Origin of the sequence: Microbacterium sp. LCT-H2 (genome assembly GCF_001866135.1) — a bacterium.
Classification (GTDB): domain Bacteria; phylum Actinomycetota; class Actinomycetes; order Actinomycetales; family Microbacteriaceae; genus Microbacterium.
In genome coordinates, this window is sequence record NZ_MODW01000001.1 from 160,010 (window position 1) to 177,277 (window position 17,268).

The following is a 17,268-nucleotide window of genomic DNA, read 5'->3' on the forward strand; positions in this document are numbered from 1 at the left end:
CCCCGGATGCCGAAGCATCCGGGGCCTTCTCCGTTGGTTACTTGATGCGCGAGGTGACGTTCTCGGCGTCGAACTCGTAGACGCCGATAGCCGCACCCTTCGGGTCGTTGTTCTCGTCGAAGGTGATCTCGCCGGAGAGACCGTCGTAGTCCGGCGTGCCGCCGTCGTTGATGATCGCGGCGCAGTCGGCGAAGTTGTCGCACTTCTCGCCGTCGCCGTCACCGCCGGAGACGGTGATCATCTCGGCCGCGATGTCCGGGCCCTCGACCGAGCCGGCCTTCAGCGCCGCCAGGGCGATCAGCACCACGGCGTCGTACGCCTCGGCCGAGTAGGTCACGGCGTCGATCGGGTCGTTGCCCTCGGCCGTCCAGACCTCGTTCAGCTGGTCGAGGAAGTCCTGCGGCAGCTCAGCGCCGGCGCGGGTGCCCTTCGAGCCCTCGAGGCTGACCGGGATGTCGGCACCCCAGTCCTTCAGGTTGCCGTCGACGAGGTACAGCGACCCGGTGTCGACCCCGGCGTTGCCGAGCAGCGGCGCGATGGTGGCGAACTGGTCGTAGGAGACGACCGCGACCGCGTCCGGGTTCGCCGCGGCGATCTCCGAGACCTGCGCGTTGAACTGACCGTCACCCTGGTTGTACGACGCGTCGGCGACGACCTCGCCGCCGGTGCTCTCGAACGTGGCCTTGATCGCCTCGAACAGTCCCGTGCCGTACGGGTCGTTCTGGTAGATGATGCCCAGCGTCTTGTGGCCGTCCTCGGCGATCTCGTTGCCGAGGACCTCACCCTGGAGGTTGTCGCTCGGCGCGGTCCGGAAGTACAGCGGGTTGATGCCCGTGAAGTCCGGCGAGGTGTTCGACGGGGACACCGTGAGGATGTCCGCACCCGCGTTGCCGTCGAGGATGAGCTTGGTGACGCTGGAGGACGCCGCGCCGATCATGGCGGTGATGTCGTCGTTGCGCAGGTTGTTGATGGAGGTCTCGTAGGCCTTGTTGTCGAGGTCGCCCTCGTCGGCCGTGCTGAGGTCGATCGTGATGCCGGCGTCGGCCTCGTTGATCTGGTTGACGGCGAGCTGGACACCGGCTTCCATCGGCGCGCCCAGGAACGCGAGCGTACCGGTGGCCGGCAGCAGCGAACCGAGCTTGAGCGTCAGGTCGGCGGCCGGCTTGTCGCCACCCCCGTCCGACGGCTCCGCGTTCGGCGTGCTGCTGCAGCCCGCGATGATGAGGGCGGAAGCGCTGACCAGCGCGATCCCGGCGAAGATCCTCGCGCTGCGCGAGCCCTTCAGTGCGTTCATGATGCTCCCTTGCGTAAACGAACGTGGATGGTGACCACAATCGGGTGCTCTAACACTAGGGCGTGCGCCCCGCGCGCAGGAGGGGCAAGTATCTCGGTGCGTTAACGATCCAGGACCGTCGATTCCGGGCGTGGACAGGCGGGATCAGAGCGCTGCGGCGGGGGTGTCCCGGCGGCCGCGCCGCGCGGCGAGGAGCAGGTCGACGATGAAGACCGCGATCGCGATCCACACCAGGACGAACCCGATCCAGCGCTCCGGCGGCATCGGCTCACGGAGCACGGCGACCCCGATCAGGAACTGCAGGACGGGGGTGAGGAACTGCAGCATGCCGATCACGGCGAGGTCGACCCGACGCGTGCCGGCTGCGAAGAGCAGCAGGGGGACGGCTGTGGCCACACCCGCGAATGCCAGCAGCACGGCGTGCGACCAGCCCGCCGTCCCCATCGTCAGCCCGACGGGCGTCGTCGCCACGATCACGAGCTGCACCACCGCGATGGGGATCAGCCAGAACGACTCGAGCGTCAGCCCGCTGACCGCGTCGACGGCGGGGCCGATCTTCTTCTTGATGAGCCCGTACAGGCCGAAGGAGGCCGTCAGCGTCAGGGCGATCCAGGGGACGTGGCCGTACGCCACGACGATGACGACCACCGCGGCGGCCGCGATGCCGACGGCCACCCACTGCAGCCGACGGAGGCGCTCCTTGAGCACCAGGACGCCGAGCAGCACGGTCGTAATCGGGTTGATGAAGTAGCCGAGCGCCGTCTCCACGACGTTCCCGCTCAGCGTGCCGAGGACGAACACCTGCCAGTTGACGTAGATGAGCAGGCCGGACAGGGCCGTCCACCCCAGCAGTCGCGGGCTCCGGACGATCGCGAGGAGGGCGGGCCATCCCCTCGTGACGGTGAGCAGCAGGAGACAGAAGACGAAGGAGAGCAGCACCCGCCAGGCGACGACCTCCCACGGACCGGTCGGCTGCAGCAGGAGGAAGTAGAGCGGCAGGAAACCCCACAGCAGGTAGGCGCTCCCGGCGTACGCGATGCCCGCCGTCTGGGTGGCGCGGGTCGTCTCGGGGGTCACCGCACAACCCTATGCCCGCAAGGACCAGGGCCGCGCCGCTCCGGAAGCCGACGAGGGCCCGGATGCCGAAGCATCCGGGCCCTCGTCGAACCGGGTGGTGCGATCAGCGGACGACGACCGCCAGGACGTCGCGAGCCGACAGGACGAGGAACTCGTCTGCACCGAACTTCACCTCGGTGCCGCCGTACTTGCTGTAGAGCACGCGGTCGCCGACGGCGACGTCGAGCGGGACGCGGTTGCCGTTGTCGTCGATACGGCCGGGGCCGACCGCCACGACCTCGCCCTCCTGGGGCTTCTCCTTGGCGGTGTCGGGGATGACCAGGCCACTCGCGGTGGTCTGCTCGGCCTCGACCTGCTTGATGACGATGCGGTCCTCGAGCGGCTTGATGGAAACCGACACGGTCTACCTCTTCTTTCTTGACGCTGACACAAAGACTCGTTCGCACTCTCAACCCGAGAGTGCTAATGCCAGTGTAGGCGGTCGGCTGGCACTCATGCAATGCGAGTGCCAACCGGGTCGGAGCGGCGAGCGCGCCGTAGGCTGGGAGGGTGGAGATGTCCGAGCTGCGCGCCCTGCTGACCCCCGCCGGCCTGGAGCTGCTCGATGCGCTCGGGCCGGTCACCTCCACCGCGGAGGCCGCAGCCGCCGTCTCCCGGCTGCGCGCCGCGGGCCACTCCCCCGACCTCGTCTCCGCCGTGGTCGGACAAGCGCACCTGCGCGCGAAGGCCGCGGCGAAGTTCGGCCCGTTCGCCGCCCGCATGCTCTTCACCCGCGCCGGCCTCGAGCAGGCCACCCGTTTGGGCGTCGCCGCTCGCCACGCCCAGCGGATCCGCCGGGCCGGCCTCACGAGTGTCGCGGATCTCGGCTGCGGCATCGGCGGCGACGCCCTCGCATTCGCCGGCGCGGGGCTGGCGGTGCACGCGGTGGACGCCGACGAGGTGACCGCGGCCCTCGCCGCCTACAACCTCGCCCCGTTCGGCGACGACGCCACGGTGCGCCACGCGACCGCGGAGGAGGCCCTCGGAGAACAGGTCCCCGGCCGGGCGATCTGGATGGATCCCGCGCGCCGCACCTCCGGGCACAGCGAGACCCGGCGCGTCTCCGCCGACGACTACTCGCCGTCCCTCGACTGGGCGTTCGCCGTCGCCGCGCAGCGCCCCACCGGGATCAAGCTCGGCCCGGCCCACGACCGCGGCGCCCTGCCCACGGACGCGGAGACGCAGTGGGTCAGCGCCGAGGGGAGCGTCGTCGAGCTCGTGGTGTGGTCGCGCGAGCTGGCGAGGGACGGGGTCCGGCGCTCCGCCCTCGTCATCCGCGGCGAGCGCTCGCACGAGCTCACCGGCGCCGCAGACGCCGAGGACGCTCCCGTCCGTGCGCTCGGGGCCTTCCTCCACGAGCCGGACGGCGCCGTCATCCGGGCCCGTCTCATCGGCGACGTCGCCCGCAGCCTCGACGCGGGGATGCTCGATCCGCGCATCGCGTACCTGACCTCCGACGCCGCCCTGACGAGCCCGTTCGTGCAGTCGTTCCGCGTCCGGGAGACGCTGCCGATCACGCCGAAGACGATCAACGCGGCCCTGAAGACCCACGGCATCGGCCGCATCGAGATCAAGAAGCGCGGGGTGGACGTCGATCCCGCGGCCTTCCGGCGCAAGCTGACCCTCCGAGGCGATGCCGAGGCGACCCTGATCCTCGCGCGATTCGGCGATCAGCGACGCGCGATCCTCGCCGACCGGGTGCCCGCCGCGGACTGAGGATGGTCAGTCCTCCGACTCCCGGCCCGGGATGTCGACACGGATCGGATCCCCGGGCGGCCCGGTGGTCACCAGGTACGACTCGCCCGTCGCCTCGTCGACCACGGCGGGGCCCGAGGTCACGGTGAGATAGGGCGTCTGCCATCGCGTGAAGTCGACCTCGATCACGGACGCCGACAGCAGCTCCCCGGTCTCCTGGTCGACGTCGAGCAGCTGCACGCGGAGCCCGGACTGCACGGCCTCGTCGACCGTGGCGCACTGGCGCGAGCCGTCGGCGTCGACGATCAGGCAGCGTTCGGCGGCCCCGCTCTCCGCACGGCGCTCGCCGAGCCAGACCGGCTGCTCGCGGAAGGATCCGAGGACGGAGAGGTTGAGGTCGTAGCCATCGCCGACGAGCTCCTCCGCCCTCGCCCGCTCCGCCTCACCGAACTGGGCGACGAGCGTCGAGCCGCCTCCCCAGCGCTGGATGCTCACCATCGGCTCGTCCGCGGTGGAGAAGAGCATGACCGCCGTCACGCCCTCGAAGGAGAAGGAGTCCTCCTCGTCGTCCGCTGCGGAGGTCGGCACGGGGAGCGAGGCGTACAGGCCCGGCCCCACCTCCTCCTCCGCCAGACAGGTCGACTGGGAGTCCTTGTCGACGTCGAGGATCAGACACCGGCTGGCCCCGTCGTCCTGCGTGGCGAACCAGGCGAGCGCGCCCTCCGCCTCCGCCACCGGACGCACGGAGCCGGGGTCGTAGCCCTCACCGGCGAGCGCGATCCGCCGCTCCTCTTGCGCCTCCGTCAGCGGAAACGCGTCCGGCCGCGGGGCGAACAGCGCCCACCCGGCTCCCACGCCGATCGCGAGGAGAGCCGCCGACGCCACGAGCACCGGCACGAGACCGCGGCGGTTCGCAGCCCGCGCCTCCGTCCGGGAGACGTCGTCCGGGGCGGCCGGAGGGGTGTCCTCCGCGGCCGGCACGTTCTCCGGCGCCCGGCGAGCGGTCACGTCCTCCGGCGGGTCGTCGCCCACGGATGACGACTCCGTCCGCTCGTCCTGCGTGAAAGGAGTCCGGCGACGATGCCCCTCCTGAAGCTCCTGAAGCCGACGGGCCGCTGCGGCGTCGAGCCCGCCGTCGCGGCCGTACGCCGCGCGCTCCAGCGCCCGGCGCTCCGCTGCCGCGGCGTCCTCTCCGTCAGTCTCCGACCGCACCGGCGTCGCTCCCCTCGCGGATGATCGTGAAGGACGGCACGCGCGCGCTGGTCGGCAGCTCGTACGTCGTCACCTGCCCGGTCGTCATGTCCGTCACCTGCAGCCGCAGCCGCCCGTCGTGCTCCGCCAGCGTCTCGGTCTCCTCGCAGGCCATCGGAGCGTCGGCCGTCGATCCGTCGTAGACGAGACAATGCCGCCCCGAATCCTGCGCGGAGGCCGTCCAGATGGGGACGTCGTCGTCGTACCCGACGACCCAGATGGAGTTCGGGTCGAACCCTTCCTCGACCAGACGCGCGGCCGCGCGGGTCTCCGCCTCGTTCGCGTACGTGATCCCGCCGCCGTCACCGATCCCGTACTCCGAGACGTCGACGCTCACCGCCGGTTCGCCGTCGGGTGTGAGGATCAGCTGAGCCATGATCTGGCGCGTGTAGTCGTCGTCGCGCTGCGTGGTCACCTCGCCCCACAGGCCTTCCTCCTGCACGGTCTCGCGCCGATTGCAGCTCGGCGTCGTGCTCTCCGCCGACCGGAGGACCAGGCAGATGCTCGCGCCACCGTTCTGCGTCGCCGTCCAGACGACCGCGTCGTCCTCCGTGGCGAGCGCGCGCACCGAGCCGGCGTCGTACCGTCCGGACGCGACGAGCTCGGACTGCCACTGCTGCTGCACCGCGCTCAGGGCGACAGCGGCTCCGCCGGTCCGGCCGAAGGCCAACCAGCCGATGCCGACGCCGAGCAGCAGCACCACGACCGCGGCGAGCACACGTGTCCCGAGGAGACGGCCCCGCCCTGCCCGGAGAGTCGGAGAGTCGGTCCGGGCGGTCGCGACCTCCTCGGATTCCTCTTCCGGCATCGCGGGATCGCCGCTCGGGGTCGGAGGTCCGTCGTCGTGCGGACCGGACGACAACCCGGAGGACGGCGGAGGGCCGGGTGGCCGGGACTCCTGGACGGGACCGGTCGCCAAGGGGGCCGCAGGGGGACCCACGGGCCGTGTCCGCCGGGAATCCTCGAGCGCGCGCAGACGGGCGGCCTCCGCGGCGCTCAGCTCCCCGCCGGGCCCGTACGCCTTGCGCTGCAGGGCCCTGCGCTCCTCGACGTCGTCGTCGTCCGCTCCGGCCATCGCGCCTAGCCCAGCCTCTCGAACTGCATGCCCGCCCAGACCAGCCATCCCAGGCTGTACACGGTCGCGCACAGACCCAGCACGAGCGCCCAGCGCGCGATCGCGCGGTTCTCGACGGGGCGGCGCAGCGACATGATCGCGGCGATCACGGCGACGACCGCGACCGGGATCCCCCACCCCACGAAGAACGATGCGCCGAGAGCGACGATCGCCGCCAGTAGCGCCCACGGCGCCAGCCGAGTGTCGTCCACGGGCACCGGCTCGGACGCCGGTTCCCAGGCGTCCTCCTCCCCGTGGTCGAGGTCGGGCCCGCTGACGACCACCGGCTCGATGCCCACCGGACCCGTCGGGAGCTTCGTGTACCCCTCCCGCGGGGCCCCGGGAAGGCGCGCCGTCCCTGCCGGACGTTCGACCTGCCCGCTCGCGCGCTCGACCCGCGCACGGGGCATGGCCCCGTCCGGCTCCGGTCCGCGCGCGAGCCCGCTCACGCCGGCACCGCCTCCGCGACCTGGATCTCGGTGACCGGCAGCGTCGAGTCAGCGCCGAAGCCGAGCGTCGAGGCGGGGCGCCCCGACGCGATGAGCTCAGCGGCGAGCGCGGCGATCATGGCACCGTTGTCCGTGCAGAGCGACAGCGGCGGGATGCGCACGGTGACGCCGGCCTCGGCGGCCCTGGCCAGCGCCACCTCGCGGAGCCGACGGTTCGCGATCACACCACCGCCCAGGAGCAGCCGCGGCACCCCGAGGTCCGCGCAGGCGTTGAGCGCCTTGGTGACGAGAACGTCGACGACGGCCTCCCGGAAGCTGGCGGCGACGTCGGCGATCGGCAGCTCGCGCGCGTCGGCGCCCGCGGCGGCGTTCTCCGCCTCGAAGCGCTCGACCCAGCGGGCGACAGCGGTCTTCAGCCCGGAGAAGGAGAAGTCGTAGCGATGCTTCGCGAGGTCGGAGGCACGGGAGAGCCCGCGCGGGAAGCGGATCGCGTCCGGGTCTCCGCCGACCGCCGCCCGGTCGATCTCGGGGCCGCCGGGATACGGCAGCGACAGCAGCCGGGCGACCTTGTCGAAGGCCTCGCCTGCAGCGTCGTCCACGGTCTCGCCGAGCAGCTCGACATCGGTCGTGAGGTCGCGCACGTGGAGCAGGGAGGTGTGGCCGCCGGAGACCAGCAGCGCGATCGTCGGGTACTCCAGCGGCGCCGCCTCCGGGGTGAGGATGTCGGCGGCGATGTGGCCGACGAGGTGGTTGACCGCGTACAGCGGCTTGTCGAGGGCGACCGCGAGTCCCTTCGCCGCCCCCACACCGACCATGAGCGCTCCCGCGAGGCCCGGGCCGCTCGTCACGGCCACCGCATCGAGGTCGGCGAGGCGGACGTCGGCCTCGGCGAGAGCGGCGTCGATGGCCGGCTGCAGCGCTTCGAGGTGCGCGCGGGCCGCGACCTCCGGCACGACGCCCCCGTACCGGGCGTGCTCGTCCATGCTGGAGGCGATCGTGTTGGACAGCAGCGTGCGGCCCCGCACGATGCCGATGCCGGTCTCGTCGCAGCTCGTCTCGATGCCGAGCACCAGGGGCTCACTCATGCGGTCGCCTCCTCCGGCGTATCGGCGGGCGCCGGATGGCGGCGCAGGTCCAGACGCATCACGATCGCGTCGACGTCGTCCGGCTGATAGTAACGGGGGCGCCTGCCGATCTCCTCGAAGCCCTCCGTGCGATACAGCCCCTCGGCCGCCGGATTGTCGGCGCGCACCTCGAGGAACACCTCGTGCGCGCCCCGTGCCGCGGCCGTCCGCAGCAGGGCACGCAGCAGAGCGCGCCCGCGTCCCTGTCCTCGGACCTCGGCGAGGAGGGCGATGGTCTGGATGTCGGCGTCCGCGCCGCCCTGCAGGGCCCTGACCCCGCCGTAGCCGACGATCGCCCCGCCCTGCTCGTCGACGAGGTAGCGGCCGTGCGGGCTCGCCAGCTCGCCCGCCATGGTCTCCCGACTCCACGCGTCGGTCGGGAACGAGCGCTGCTCGATGGCCATGATCGCGTCGAGGTCGTCCGGCCGCGCGTCCCGGAGCGTCATGCGCCCACCTTCTTCGGGGCACCGGGCAGGGTGACGTCCGGGTGCCGCAGGTAGAGCGGCTCCTCGCCGGCGAGGGTCCGGCCGGCGGCGAGCGCCCGCGCCCCCACCCGGGCGAGGTCGACCGCGGACAGCGTCGTCACGTCCACCCGGCGGAGGCCCGCGAGATGCTCGTCGGCGTCGGCGGCCCGCACGAGGACCGTGTCGGAGATCGTGCGCGGGATCCCGTCCTCGTCCAGCCCGTCGAAGACGGTGACGGCGACCTCGCGACGGCGGGCGTCGGTGACGACGGCGAACGGGCCGGTCACGGTGGCCTGGATCGTGAGCGCTGCCGCCATGTGGCTCGGGACCGGGACGACCGGGACAGCGCGGCCGAGGGCGAACGCCCGCGCGGTCGCGATGCCGATCCGCAGCCCGGTGAACGGGCCCGGGCCCATTCCGGCCACGACGTGCGTGATGCCATCGGACCCGCTCTCCCGGAGCACGTCGCGCACCAGGTCGCCGATCACCTCGGCGTGGCCCAGCGGATCGGCGGTAGCGGCCTCGGCACGACGCGTCCCGTCCGGGTCGATGAGGGCGACGGCGGTGCCAAGGGAGGTGTCGACGGCGAGGATCACCTCTCCAGGGTAGTCGTCACCCCGCCCGTCACGCCCGGTCCCCGGCACCCGCGCAGGTCAGCCCAGCGGCGCCCGCACGGGGTAGTCCTGACCTTCGAGGATGACCTGCGTCGCCGCTCCCGTCGCCCGGTTCACGACGACCGGCGCCAGCAGGTTGACGCTGACGCCCTCGGCGGCGGGGTGGGCGACCACGAGCACGAAGGCGTCGTCCGCCGAGGCGAGCGCGAGGTCGGTGACCTGCGCATCCGTGAGGATCGGCGCGTACTCCGTGAGGACGGTGTTCGGGTCGACCAGGTAGAGCCGCAGGGCCTCGTCCTCGACCGCCCGCATGGCGAAGAGCCCGTCCGCGCCGTCGACGGGCGCGAGGGCGAAGTCCACGTGCGGAGCCAGCCCGGGCGGCGGGGCCGTGAAGGTGAGCGCGGCGGTCATCGCAGGAAGTCCATCAGCGATGGCTGCAGCACGCGCGCGTTCACGGCGAGCGCCGAGCGGTAGACGAGCTCCTGCGCCTGCAGGCGGATGAGCACCTCGACCGAGTCGACGTCCTCGACCGCGGCACGGCGGGACTCGAGGGACACGGAATTCTGCACTGTCGCCTCCTTGGCGCGTTCGATCTGAGCCTGCCTGGTGCCGACCGCGCCCTGCACGCCCAGCATCGCCGTGCGGCGGTCGTCGATCTCCGCGACCCTTGTTCCCACGTTGTTGCCGGAGCGGAGGTCGGCGACGATGCGGTCGACGAGAGCGAACACCGAGTCGTCGCCGGTACCGAACACCGCCGCCCCGTCGGTGTCGACGCGGACGGCCGCCGCGTCGGACACACGGCGGGTGACCTCGGAGCCGGCGACGCCGCTGTACGAGTAGTCGGCGGCGAAGGCCGCGGTGTCCGAGGTCCCGGCGAACACGGACCGTCCGAGCAGCCGGGTGTTGGCCTGTGAGAGCAGCTCGTCGCGAATGCCCTCCAGCTCCACCGCGAGGGCCTCCTTCGCCGCGGCGTCCAGCGCCCCGTCGTTCGCACCCTGCGCGGTGAGGTCCCGCACCCGCGAGAGCAGCGAGGTGCTGGAGGTGATCGCCGTGTCGGCCGCGGTCACCCACGCCAGGCCGTCGTCGATGTTGCGCGCGTACTGCTCGGTGCGCCGCTGCTCGGCATGCAGGGCGAGGGCGGCAGCGGCCGCGGCCGGATCGTCCGAGGGCGCGGCGAACGCCTTTTGCGACGTGGCCTGCTCCTGCAGCCGGGCGAGCTCGGAGAGGTTGGACTGCAGCTGGCGCATCGCCGTCTGCGTCATGGTGGTCTGGGTCACGCGAGAGATCATGGAGCTTCTCCGATCAGCGTCCGACGACGCCCGTGCGGTTGATGAGGACGTCGAGGGCCTCGTCGACGGCGGTGAGCACGCGGGCCGCCGCCTGATAGGCGGTCTGGTAGGTGAGGAGGCTGATCGTCTCCTCGTCGCCGTCCACGGCCGCGACGGACTGCTGCGCGCCGACGGCACCGACCGCCGCCGCATCCGACACCTTCGCGCGCTGCACGTCGGCCGCGGTGGCCACGCCGAAGCGGGTCACCTGGTCGGTCCACAGCGCATCCGGAGAAGTCGCGCGCTGCCCGATCTGGGAGATGAGGTCGGCGTTCGTCGCGTCCTTGGAGCCCGCGCCGGGCGCGGCGAGGGCCAGGTCGGCCGCCGAGGTGACGGCCACCTGCAGCCCGAGCGCGGCAGAGCCGGTCGCCGGGAGGGTGAAGAAGTCACCACCCGGCTGTCCGGACGCCGTGACACCGGCGCGGTGCTGCGCGTTGAGCGACTCCGCCAGCGCCGTGGCCACCCGGTCGTAGGTGGCGGCGAGCTGCGCCAGCATCCCGCCGTCGGCGGCCGGGGCGAGCACCGCGAGCGAGCCGCCGAGCTCTCCGCCGTCCACCACGAGGGGCAGATCCGGGACCGACTCCCAGACGACCCCGACGCGCGGAGCGCCGTCGATCGTCGCCGAGCCGGTCAGGGCGAGGTGACGGGCGTCCCCGCCGGAGACCAGGGCGTTGCCGCCGAGGCGCACCGTGAGCGTGCCGTCCGTCTCCAGAGTCGCCGTCGCGCCGGCGAGCCGGGCCACGTCCTCCGCGAGCAGGTTGCGGCGGTCGGTGAGTTCGTTGGCCGAACGCCCCGAGGCCAGAGCCTCGCGGATCTCGGTGTTCAGCACCGCAATCTGGTCAGCCGCGGCGTTGACCTGGCTGACGGTGCGCTCCGCGGTCCCTCGAGCGGCCGTCCACTGCGCGGCGACCGTGCGGTAGCCGCCGGAGATGTGGGCGGCGAGCTCCTTCGCCGACTCCAGGATGCTCGCGGCCGCGGCCCCGGAGTCGGGGGTGTTGGCGAGGTCCTGCCAGCCGGCCCAGAAGTTGGTCAACCGGTTGGCGAGGCCCTTGTCCGTCGGCTCCGCGAGCGCCGACTCGGCGGTCGTCGCGGCGAGCGCGCGGGTGGCCCAGTAGCCGGAGGCGCCGAGGGTGTCGCGGACCCGGGCGTCGAGCAACGCGTCGCCGAGGCGGGTCACCCCGTCGATGGAGACGCCGTGTCCGGGCAGCGCACCCATGCTGAAGCGCCCGGTCTGCGCGACGGCGGCGATGGAGGAGGTCTCGACGCGCTGCCGCGTGTACCCCTCGGTCTTCTGGTTGGCGATGTTCTGCCCGACCACATCCATGCCCCGGCGCGCGGCGGCGAGGCCGCTGGCGGCGGTGGTCAGTCCACTGAAGGTCGACATGAATCCCTCTCGGTCACATCTCGGTGTCGATGATGCGGGCGGCGTCCTCGCGGGCGCGGTCGCCGCGGGTGGTGTACTCGCCGCTCTCCTGGCCGAGAGCGGCGATGGTCTCCTGGGTGGCGCGGAGCACCCCGCTGAGCTGTTCCGCGGCGGCGTCGCGCATCTGCTCGACCTCCGCCGTCAGCTTCACGAGCGCGCGCATGTGGTCGGTGAAGACGTCACCCCAGGCCCCGTCCGGGGCATGCTCGATGAGCTGCCCGATCGTCGCGTCCTGAGGAGCCCCCCACTCCTCGGCGACGCCGGCGACCTCGACGGCCCTGGCCAGGCTCGCGGCGCGCAGGCGGTCGAGCACCTGATCGATCTCCCTGGCCGCGAACTGGATCCAGTGCGACCGGCCGGCGGCGAGCAGCAGCTGTTGCTCGTCGAGCTTGAAAAGCAGCATCTCGAGCAGCTCGCGCTCGCGCCAGAGCTGCATCGATAGTTCGTTGGCTCCCATGATCCCCTTGTCCCCAGCGATCGCCCGCCCCACGCAGGTGCGACCGGCCCGCCTATTAACGGTTCATAAATCTCTATCGGCCATCGCGCCCCTAAGGTTACTATGTGGATTGGCGGCGGTTAGTTATCCCCATGGACATATCTCGGACCTTGTGATATGGACATCTACCCCTCGCCATGAGCTTCCGGAGTGCATCCAGAGAGGTGGATCATCCCCCATGTCGTCGCGCGCTGAGCGCAACCGCCTCGTCGAGGCCAACCTCCCCCTGGTCGGCTACCTCGCTGCAGACACCCATGCTCGGGCTACCCATATCCCCCGCGAAGAACTCGCCGCCGTCGGCGCGCTCGCGCTCGTGACCGCCGCCGACGCCTACGACCCCGCGCTCGGCGTCCCGTTCGGCGCATACGCCCGCCGACGCATCCTCGGCGCCTTCGCCGACGAGATGCGCGCCATGGACTGGGCATCCCGCGGCATCCGCAAGCGCATCAAGGAGACCGTCGCCGTGCGCGACACCCTCACCGCCGCGCTCGGTCGCACGGCGACCGCCACCGAGATCGCCACCGCCATGGGCTCCCCCAAGGAGGCGGTCGTGGAGGCCCTCGCCGACGCTGCGCGCACGGTCGCCCCGCTCGACGACCCCGCCACCCGGGACCTCGTCGCCGACATCCCCCTGCCGGAGGAGTCCGCGCTGGTCGGCGAGCGACGAGAGGTGCTCGAGCACGCCATCACCGCTCTCCCCGAGCGCATGCGCCGCATCGTCGTGGCCGTCTACGTCGAGGAGCGCCCCGTCAAGGAGATCGCCGAGGAACTCGGCGTCACCCACTCCGCCGTCTCGCAGCAGCGGGCGGAGGCGGTGCGCCTGCTCCGCGACGCCCTGGACCGCTACTTCGCCGAGGGCGGCACGGAGACCACGACCACCACCCGGGTGTCGCCCGCCGCGCGGGATGCGTACTTCGGCCGCATCGCCGAGGCCGCCGGCGTCCGGATCGGCGACGTCTTCCGCGCCGCCGCCCCCGCCTAACGCGATCGGATCCTCCGCCGATAGGTGAGGGCAGGAGACCACGGATGGTCTCCTGTTCAACACATCACGGAGGAAACCCTCATGGGTATGCAGATCAACACCAACGTGGGCGCGCTCAACGCCTACCGCAACCTGTCCAACACGCAGAACGACCTGTCGAAGTCGCTCGAGAAGCTCTCGAGCGGTCTGCGCATCAACCGCGCAGCGGACGACGCCGCCGGCCTCGCGATCTCCGAGGGCCTGCGTTCGCAGGTCAACGGCCTGAACGTCGCGGCCCGCAACGCCCAGGACGGCATCTCGGTCATCCAGACCGCGGAAGGCGCCCTGACCGAGGTGCACTCCATCCTGCAGCGCGTTCGCGACCTGACCGCTCAGGGCGCGAACGACTCGAACAACGCGAAGTCGCGCGAGGCGATCCAGAAGGAGATCAACACCCTCGGTGACGAGCTCACCCGGGTCGCCGACAGCACGAACTTCAACGGCATCAAGCTGCTCTCGGGCGGCACGACGCTGACGTTCCAGGTCGGTGCGGGCTCCGTCGCCGCCGATGACCAGATCTCGGTCGCCCTGACCGATTTCGACACCCTCGGCGCCGACATCAAGACCCTCGCGGCGACGATGACCGACGCGGCATCGTACGGTGCGGCTCTGGCGGGCATCGACACGCAGATCCAGGCGGTCTCGACCGCTCGTGCCGGCTACGGTGCGCTGCAGAACCGCTTCGAGTCGACCATCAACAGCCTCAACGTGTCGGCCGAGAACCTCGCCGCCGCCGAGAGCCGTATCCGCGACACCGACATGGCGTCCGAGATGGTCAAGTTCACGTCGGCGAACATCCTGTCGCAGGCGGGAACGGCCATGCTGGCCCAGGCCAACCAGGCCAACCAGGGCGTGCTCCAGCTGCTGCGCTGATCCGCGCCGCCGCACGGAATCACTCCGGGGGTCCGGGTGACGGCTTCGGCCGTCGCCCGGGCCCCGCCGCACACAGAAGGGAAGCCGCATGTCGCTCTCGCTCGACGGCCTCGTATCGGGGCTCAAGACCACCGAGGTCATCAAGGCCCTCATGGACGTGCACGCCATCCCCCGCACGCTGCTCAAGGCCAAGATCGACGACAAGAACGTCGTCATGACGCAGCTGCGCACCCTCAACACGGCCGTGCAGAACCTCGCCGCCGCCGCCGAGAAGGCCGCAGCGCCCGGCGGTCTCGACCGCTTCACCGGCAGCGCGTCGTCCGAGTCGGTGAAGGTCGCCCTGCGCACCGGCGCCGCTCCCGTGTCCACCGACATCGTCGTCGACCGTCTCGCCCAGGCGCATACGGTGGTCTCCGCGTCCGCGAGCCGTTGGCCCGCGGACCCGCCCGTCCTGACGCTCGAGGACGCCACGGGCAAGCGCGTCCAGGTGCAGGCCGACTCGACGTCGATGCAGGACATCGCCCAGGCCATCAACGACGCCGACACCGGTGTCCTCGCCACGGCCGTCCCCGCCGGCAAGGATGCCGACGGCACCCCTGTCTACCGCCTGCAGCTCCGAGCCGAGGAATCCGGAGAGACCGGACGGTTCCGCGTCTACGCGGGCGACCTCGCCGCCGTGACCGCCGGCACCGCCACGGACGTGTCCACGGAGCCCGGCGCCGCCGTCATCGCCACGGGCACGGACGCGCAGCTGCGGCTCTGGGCCGGCACCGCGGCCGAACAGGTCATCACCTCGTCCGGCAACACGTTCACCGATCTCTTCGAGGGCGTCGACGTCACGGTCTCCGCCGTCTCGACCACCCCTGTCACGGTCACCGTCGCCGTCGACGGCGAGGCCAGGACCAAGGCCTCCGGGGAGTTCATCGCCCTCCTCACCGACATCTTCACGCGCATCGACAACGGCTCGAAGGCGACGGTCGCCGCGGGACAGGGCGAGAAGACCACTCTCGGCGTCTTCACCGGCGACAGCACCATCCGCGGTCTGCGGACGGCCCTCGCCGACGCCGTGCAGCACCCCGTGGACGGCGTCTCGCCGTCCACGATCGGCATCTCGACCGACATGTACGGCAAGCTCACGTTCGACGAGGAGAAATTCTCCGAGGCGCTGGCGAAGGACCCCGCGGCCGTCGGCGCGCTCTTCTCCGCGGTCGCGGCACGCGTGGAGCAGACGGCGACCTCGTACTCCGACAAGTACGACGGGCTGCTCACCTCGCGGATCACGGGTCAGGAGAGCGAGGTCAAGAGCCTCGGCGAGCAGATGGAGCGCTGGGACGTGCGCCTCGCGCAGCGCAAGGCGTCGCTGGAGCGCACGTACGCGCGCCTCGAGGTGATGCTGTCGCAGATGCAGTCGCAGTCGTCGTACCTCGCCTCCCAGATCAACGCGCTGCCGAGCAGCCGCTCCGGGTCGGACTCGTGAGCATGAACGCCGCCTTGCGTGCCCAGCAGCGGTACCGCGAGGACGCCATCCTGTCCGCCCCGCCGGAGCGCCTGGTCACGATGCTCTACGACCGGCTCCTGCTCGACATCGAACGCGCCGAGACGGCGCAGCGGGCGGCCGACTGGACCGAGGCCAACACCCAGCTCCAGCACGCGCAGGCGATCGTGGCCGAGCTGTCGTCGTCCCTCACCGACGACTGGAGCGGCAGCGCCGGGCTGCGCTCGCTGTACGTCTTCCTGTCCCAGACGCTGATCGGCGCCAACATCGGCCGCGATCCCGAGCGCACGCACGCCTGCCGCGAGCTCGTCGTGCCGCTGCGCGACGCCTGGCACGCTGCCGCCCTGGCCGTCGCGGAGGGCCGCGCATGACGGACGAGGACTGGGCCGCGCTGCTCGACCGGCTCGAAGCGGACGCCGACCGGATCCTCGCCGCGCCGGCGGGCGCCGTCGAGGTGCACGACATCATCCCCTGGGCGCCGCCGTCCTCCCCGCTCCCCCCGCACCTGGCCGATCGCGCCCGCGCGGTGATCGACCGGCAGCACGCCGCCATGGAGCGCGCCCGCTCCGAGCTCGAGGGGCTGCGGCAGCACCTCGGTGCCGTCCGGCGGGTGCCGGCGCCCCGCTCGCCTGATGCCCCCGCCTACCTCGACGTGGACGGGTGAGCGGCCCTCCTAACGAAACCGCACGGACGGCCGACAGTCTCCCGAGAGCACGGATCGCTCGTAAGACTCGGCCAGGGAACGGCCACTTCGCCCACACACGGGGAGCCGGTTCGTGTTCGACTCTGTGACCATCACCGCACTGACGAGTGCGCTGAACGGCCTCTCGCTGCGCCAGCGAGCCATCGCCGACAACATCGCCAACATCAACACCCCCGACTACCACGCCAAGCGCGTGCAGTTCGAGGCCGCGCTCGCCGACTCGATCGCCGCCGGCGACGGGGATGTGTCCGCCACGGTCGGGACGTCGCTCGAGCCGACGAGGCTGAACGGCAACAACGTGAACCTCGACACCGAGACCCTGTCCAGCATCGACACGATGCTGCGCTACCAGTTCGCGACGCAGGCCGTGAACGGGTCGTTCTCCTCGATGCGCACCGCGATGAGGACGTCATGACCTTCGACGCCATCGGGATCGCCGGCACGGGACTGACCGTGCACCGGAAGTGGCTGGACGCCATCAGCGACAACATCGCCAACATCAACACGGCGACACCGACCGACGGCGCGGCGTTCCGAGCGCGGTACATCCTGGCGCAGACCAGCGACCAGTCCCCCGGGGTCTACGTCGCCGGGACCGTCCAGGGCGACGCGGAGGGCCGGCTCGTGCACCAACCCGACCATCCGCTCGCCGACGCCGACGGCTACGTGCGCTACCCCGACATCGACCTGGGAGACCAGATGAGCCAGCTGATCCTCGCGCAGCGCGGATACCAGGCGAGCGCGGCGATCGTGGATCGTGCCCGCAACTCCTACGAGGCGGCGCTGCAGATCGGGCGGAACGCGTGAG

21 protein-coding genes are annotated in these 17,268 nt (G+C 71.7%); 8 read left to right on the plus strand and 13 right to left on the minus strand.

What is annotated here, in order from left to right:
* Positions 1-37: 37 nt before the first annotated feature.
* The 3 genes from BK819_RS00695 to groES all read right to left on the minus strand — a co-directional run bounded on the left by BK819_RS00695 (position 38) and on the right by groES (position 2,771).
* Positions 38-1,294, minus strand: coding sequence for an ABC transporter substrate-binding protein (locus tag BK819_RS00695; RefSeq protein WP_071327481.1), 1,257 nt, complete (start codon positions 1,292-1,294; stop codon positions 38-40).
* Positions 1,295-1,438: 144 nt separating this feature from the next.
* On the minus strand, positions 1,439-2,371 hold the full coding sequence (gene rarD / locus BK819_RS00700) for an EamA family transporter RarD (RefSeq protein ID WP_071327482.1): 933 nt from the start codon (positions 2,369-2,371) through the stop codon (positions 1,439-1,441).
* A gap of 103 nt (positions 2,372-2,474) precedes the next feature.
* Positions 2,475-2,771 carry a co-chaperone GroES gene (gene groES, locus BK819_RS00705; protein ID WP_017203655.1) on the minus strand — a complete coding sequence of 99 codons (297 nt, stop codon included), beginning with the start codon at positions 2,769-2,771 and terminating at the stop codon, positions 2,475-2,477.
* A 149-nt stretch (positions 2,772-2,920) separates the two neighbouring features.
* Here groES and BK819_RS00710 point away from each other — a divergent pair, with 149 nt between their 5' ends.
* Positions 2,921-4,126, plus strand: coding sequence for an SAM-dependent methyltransferase (locus BK819_RS00710; RefSeq protein ID WP_071327483.1), 1,206 nt, complete (start codon positions 2,921-2,923; stop codon positions 4,124-4,126).
* A 6-nt stretch (positions 4,127-4,132) separates the two neighbouring features.
* On the opposite strand, the gene BK819_RS00715 is transcribed toward BK819_RS00710, so the two are convergent.
* The 10 genes from BK819_RS00715 to flgN are packed head-to-tail and all read right to left on the minus strand — an operon-like array spanning position 4,133 to position 12,329.
* The gene (locus tag BK819_RS00715) at positions 4,133-5,317 is read right to left on the minus strand and encodes a hypothetical protein (RefSeq protein ID WP_071327484.1); all 1,185 of its coding nucleotides are present in this window, start codon (positions 5,315-5,317) and stop codon (positions 4,133-4,135) included.
* Complete coding sequence (locus tag BK819_RS00720) at positions 5,301-6,431, minus strand: hypothetical protein (protein ID WP_071327485.1); 1,131 nt, start codon at positions 6,429-6,431, stop codon at positions 5,301-5,303. Before BK819_RS00720 ends, BK819_RS00715 begins: the two co-directional genes overlap by 17 nt.
* Before the next feature lie 5 nt (positions 6,432-6,436).
* Positions 6,437-6,919, minus strand: a complete 483-nt coding sequence (locus BK819_RS00725) for a hypothetical protein (protein WP_256209335.1) — start codon at positions 6,917-6,919, stop codon at positions 6,437-6,439.
* The gene (gene tsaD, locus BK819_RS00730; RefSeq protein WP_071327486.1) at positions 6,916-8,004 is read right to left on the minus strand and encodes a tRNA (adenosine(37)-N6)-threonylcarbamoyltransferase complex transferase subunit TsaD; all 1,089 of its coding nucleotides are present in this window, start codon (positions 8,002-8,004) and stop codon (positions 6,916-6,918) included. Before tsaD ends, BK819_RS00725 begins: the two co-directional genes overlap by 4 nt.
* Positions 8,001-8,489: a ribosomal protein S18-alanine N-acetyltransferase gene (gene rimI, locus BK819_RS00735; RefSeq protein WP_071327487.1), complete on the minus strand. Its 489-nt coding sequence runs from the start codon at positions 8,487-8,489 to the stop codon at positions 8,001-8,003. Before rimI ends, tsaD begins: the two co-directional genes overlap by 4 nt.
* A complete protein-coding gene (gene tsaB, locus BK819_RS00740; protein WP_071327488.1) occupies positions 8,486-9,103 on the minus strand; it encodes a tRNA (adenosine(37)-N6)-threonylcarbamoyltransferase complex dimerization subunit type 1 TsaB in 618 nt (205 codons plus the stop codon). The genes rimI and tsaB overlap by 4 nt, the downstream gene beginning before the upstream one ends.
* Before the next feature lie 57 nt (positions 9,104-9,160).
* On the minus strand, positions 9,161-9,532 hold the full coding sequence (locus tag BK819_RS00745) for a flagellar assembly protein FliW (protein ID WP_071327489.1): 372 nt from the start codon (positions 9,530-9,532) through the stop codon (positions 9,161-9,163).
* A complete protein-coding gene (gene flgL, locus BK819_RS00750; protein ID WP_371259797.1) occupies positions 9,529-10,398 on the minus strand; it encodes a flagellar hook-associated protein FlgL in 870 nt (289 codons plus the stop codon). The genes BK819_RS00745 and flgL overlap by 4 nt, the downstream gene beginning before the upstream one ends.
* Before the next feature lie 25 nt (positions 10,399-10,423).
* Positions 10,424-11,833 (minus strand): flagellar hook-associated protein FlgK, encoded by a 1,410-nt coding sequence (gene flgK / locus BK819_RS00755; RefSeq protein WP_071327491.1) that lies wholly within the window; start codon positions 11,831-11,833, stop codon positions 10,424-10,426.
* Between the two features lie 13 nt (positions 11,834-11,846).
* Positions 11,847-12,329, minus strand: coding sequence for a flagellar export chaperone FlgN (gene flgN, locus BK819_RS00760; protein WP_025104341.1), 483 nt, complete (start codon positions 12,327-12,329; stop codon positions 11,847-11,849).
* 217 nt (positions 12,330-12,546) lie between these two features.
* Between flgN and BK819_RS00765 the strand changes: the two genes are divergently transcribed.
* The 7 genes from BK819_RS00765 to BK819_RS00795 all read left to right on the plus strand — a co-directional run bounded on the left by BK819_RS00765 (position 12,547) and on the right by BK819_RS00795 (position 17,267).
* Positions 12,547-13,350 carry a sigma-70 family RNA polymerase sigma factor gene (locus BK819_RS00765; protein WP_060923201.1) on the plus strand — a complete coding sequence of 268 codons (804 nt, stop codon included), beginning with the start codon at positions 12,547-12,549 and terminating at the stop codon, positions 13,348-13,350.
* 81 nt (positions 13,351-13,431) lie between these two features.
* Entirely contained in the window at positions 13,432-14,262 is an 831-nt protein-coding gene (locus tag BK819_RS00770) for a flagellin (protein ID WP_071327492.1), read from the plus strand.
* A gap of 88 nt (positions 14,263-14,350) precedes the next feature.
* A complete protein-coding gene (gene fliD / locus BK819_RS00775; protein WP_071327493.1) occupies positions 14,351-15,739 on the plus strand; it encodes a flagellar filament capping protein FliD in 1,389 nt (462 codons plus the stop codon).
* A 2-nt stretch (positions 15,740-15,741) separates the two neighbouring features.
* Positions 15,742-16,128 carry a flagellar export chaperone FliS gene (gene fliS / locus BK819_RS00780; protein ID WP_062635829.1) on the plus strand — a complete coding sequence of 129 codons (387 nt, stop codon included), beginning with the start codon at positions 15,742-15,744 and terminating at the stop codon, positions 16,126-16,128.
* Positions 16,125-16,421 carry a hypothetical protein gene (locus BK819_RS00785; protein ID WP_062635827.1) on the plus strand — a complete coding sequence of 99 codons (297 nt, stop codon included), beginning with the start codon at positions 16,125-16,127 and terminating at the stop codon, positions 16,419-16,421. Before fliS ends, BK819_RS00785 begins: the two co-directional genes overlap by 4 nt.
* 112 nt (positions 16,422-16,533) lie before the next feature.
* Positions 16,534-16,875: a flagellar basal body rod protein FlgB gene (flgB, locus tag BK819_RS00790; protein WP_025104347.1), complete on the plus strand. Its 342-nt coding sequence runs from the start codon at positions 16,534-16,536 to the stop codon at positions 16,873-16,875.
* Positions 16,872-17,267 (plus strand): flagellar basal body rod protein FlgC, encoded by a 396-nt coding sequence (locus BK819_RS00795; protein WP_071327494.1) that lies wholly within the window; start codon positions 16,872-16,874, stop codon positions 17,265-17,267. Before flgB ends, BK819_RS00795 begins: the two co-directional genes overlap by 4 nt.
* The last annotated feature ends 1 nt before the right edge of the window (position 17,268 follow it).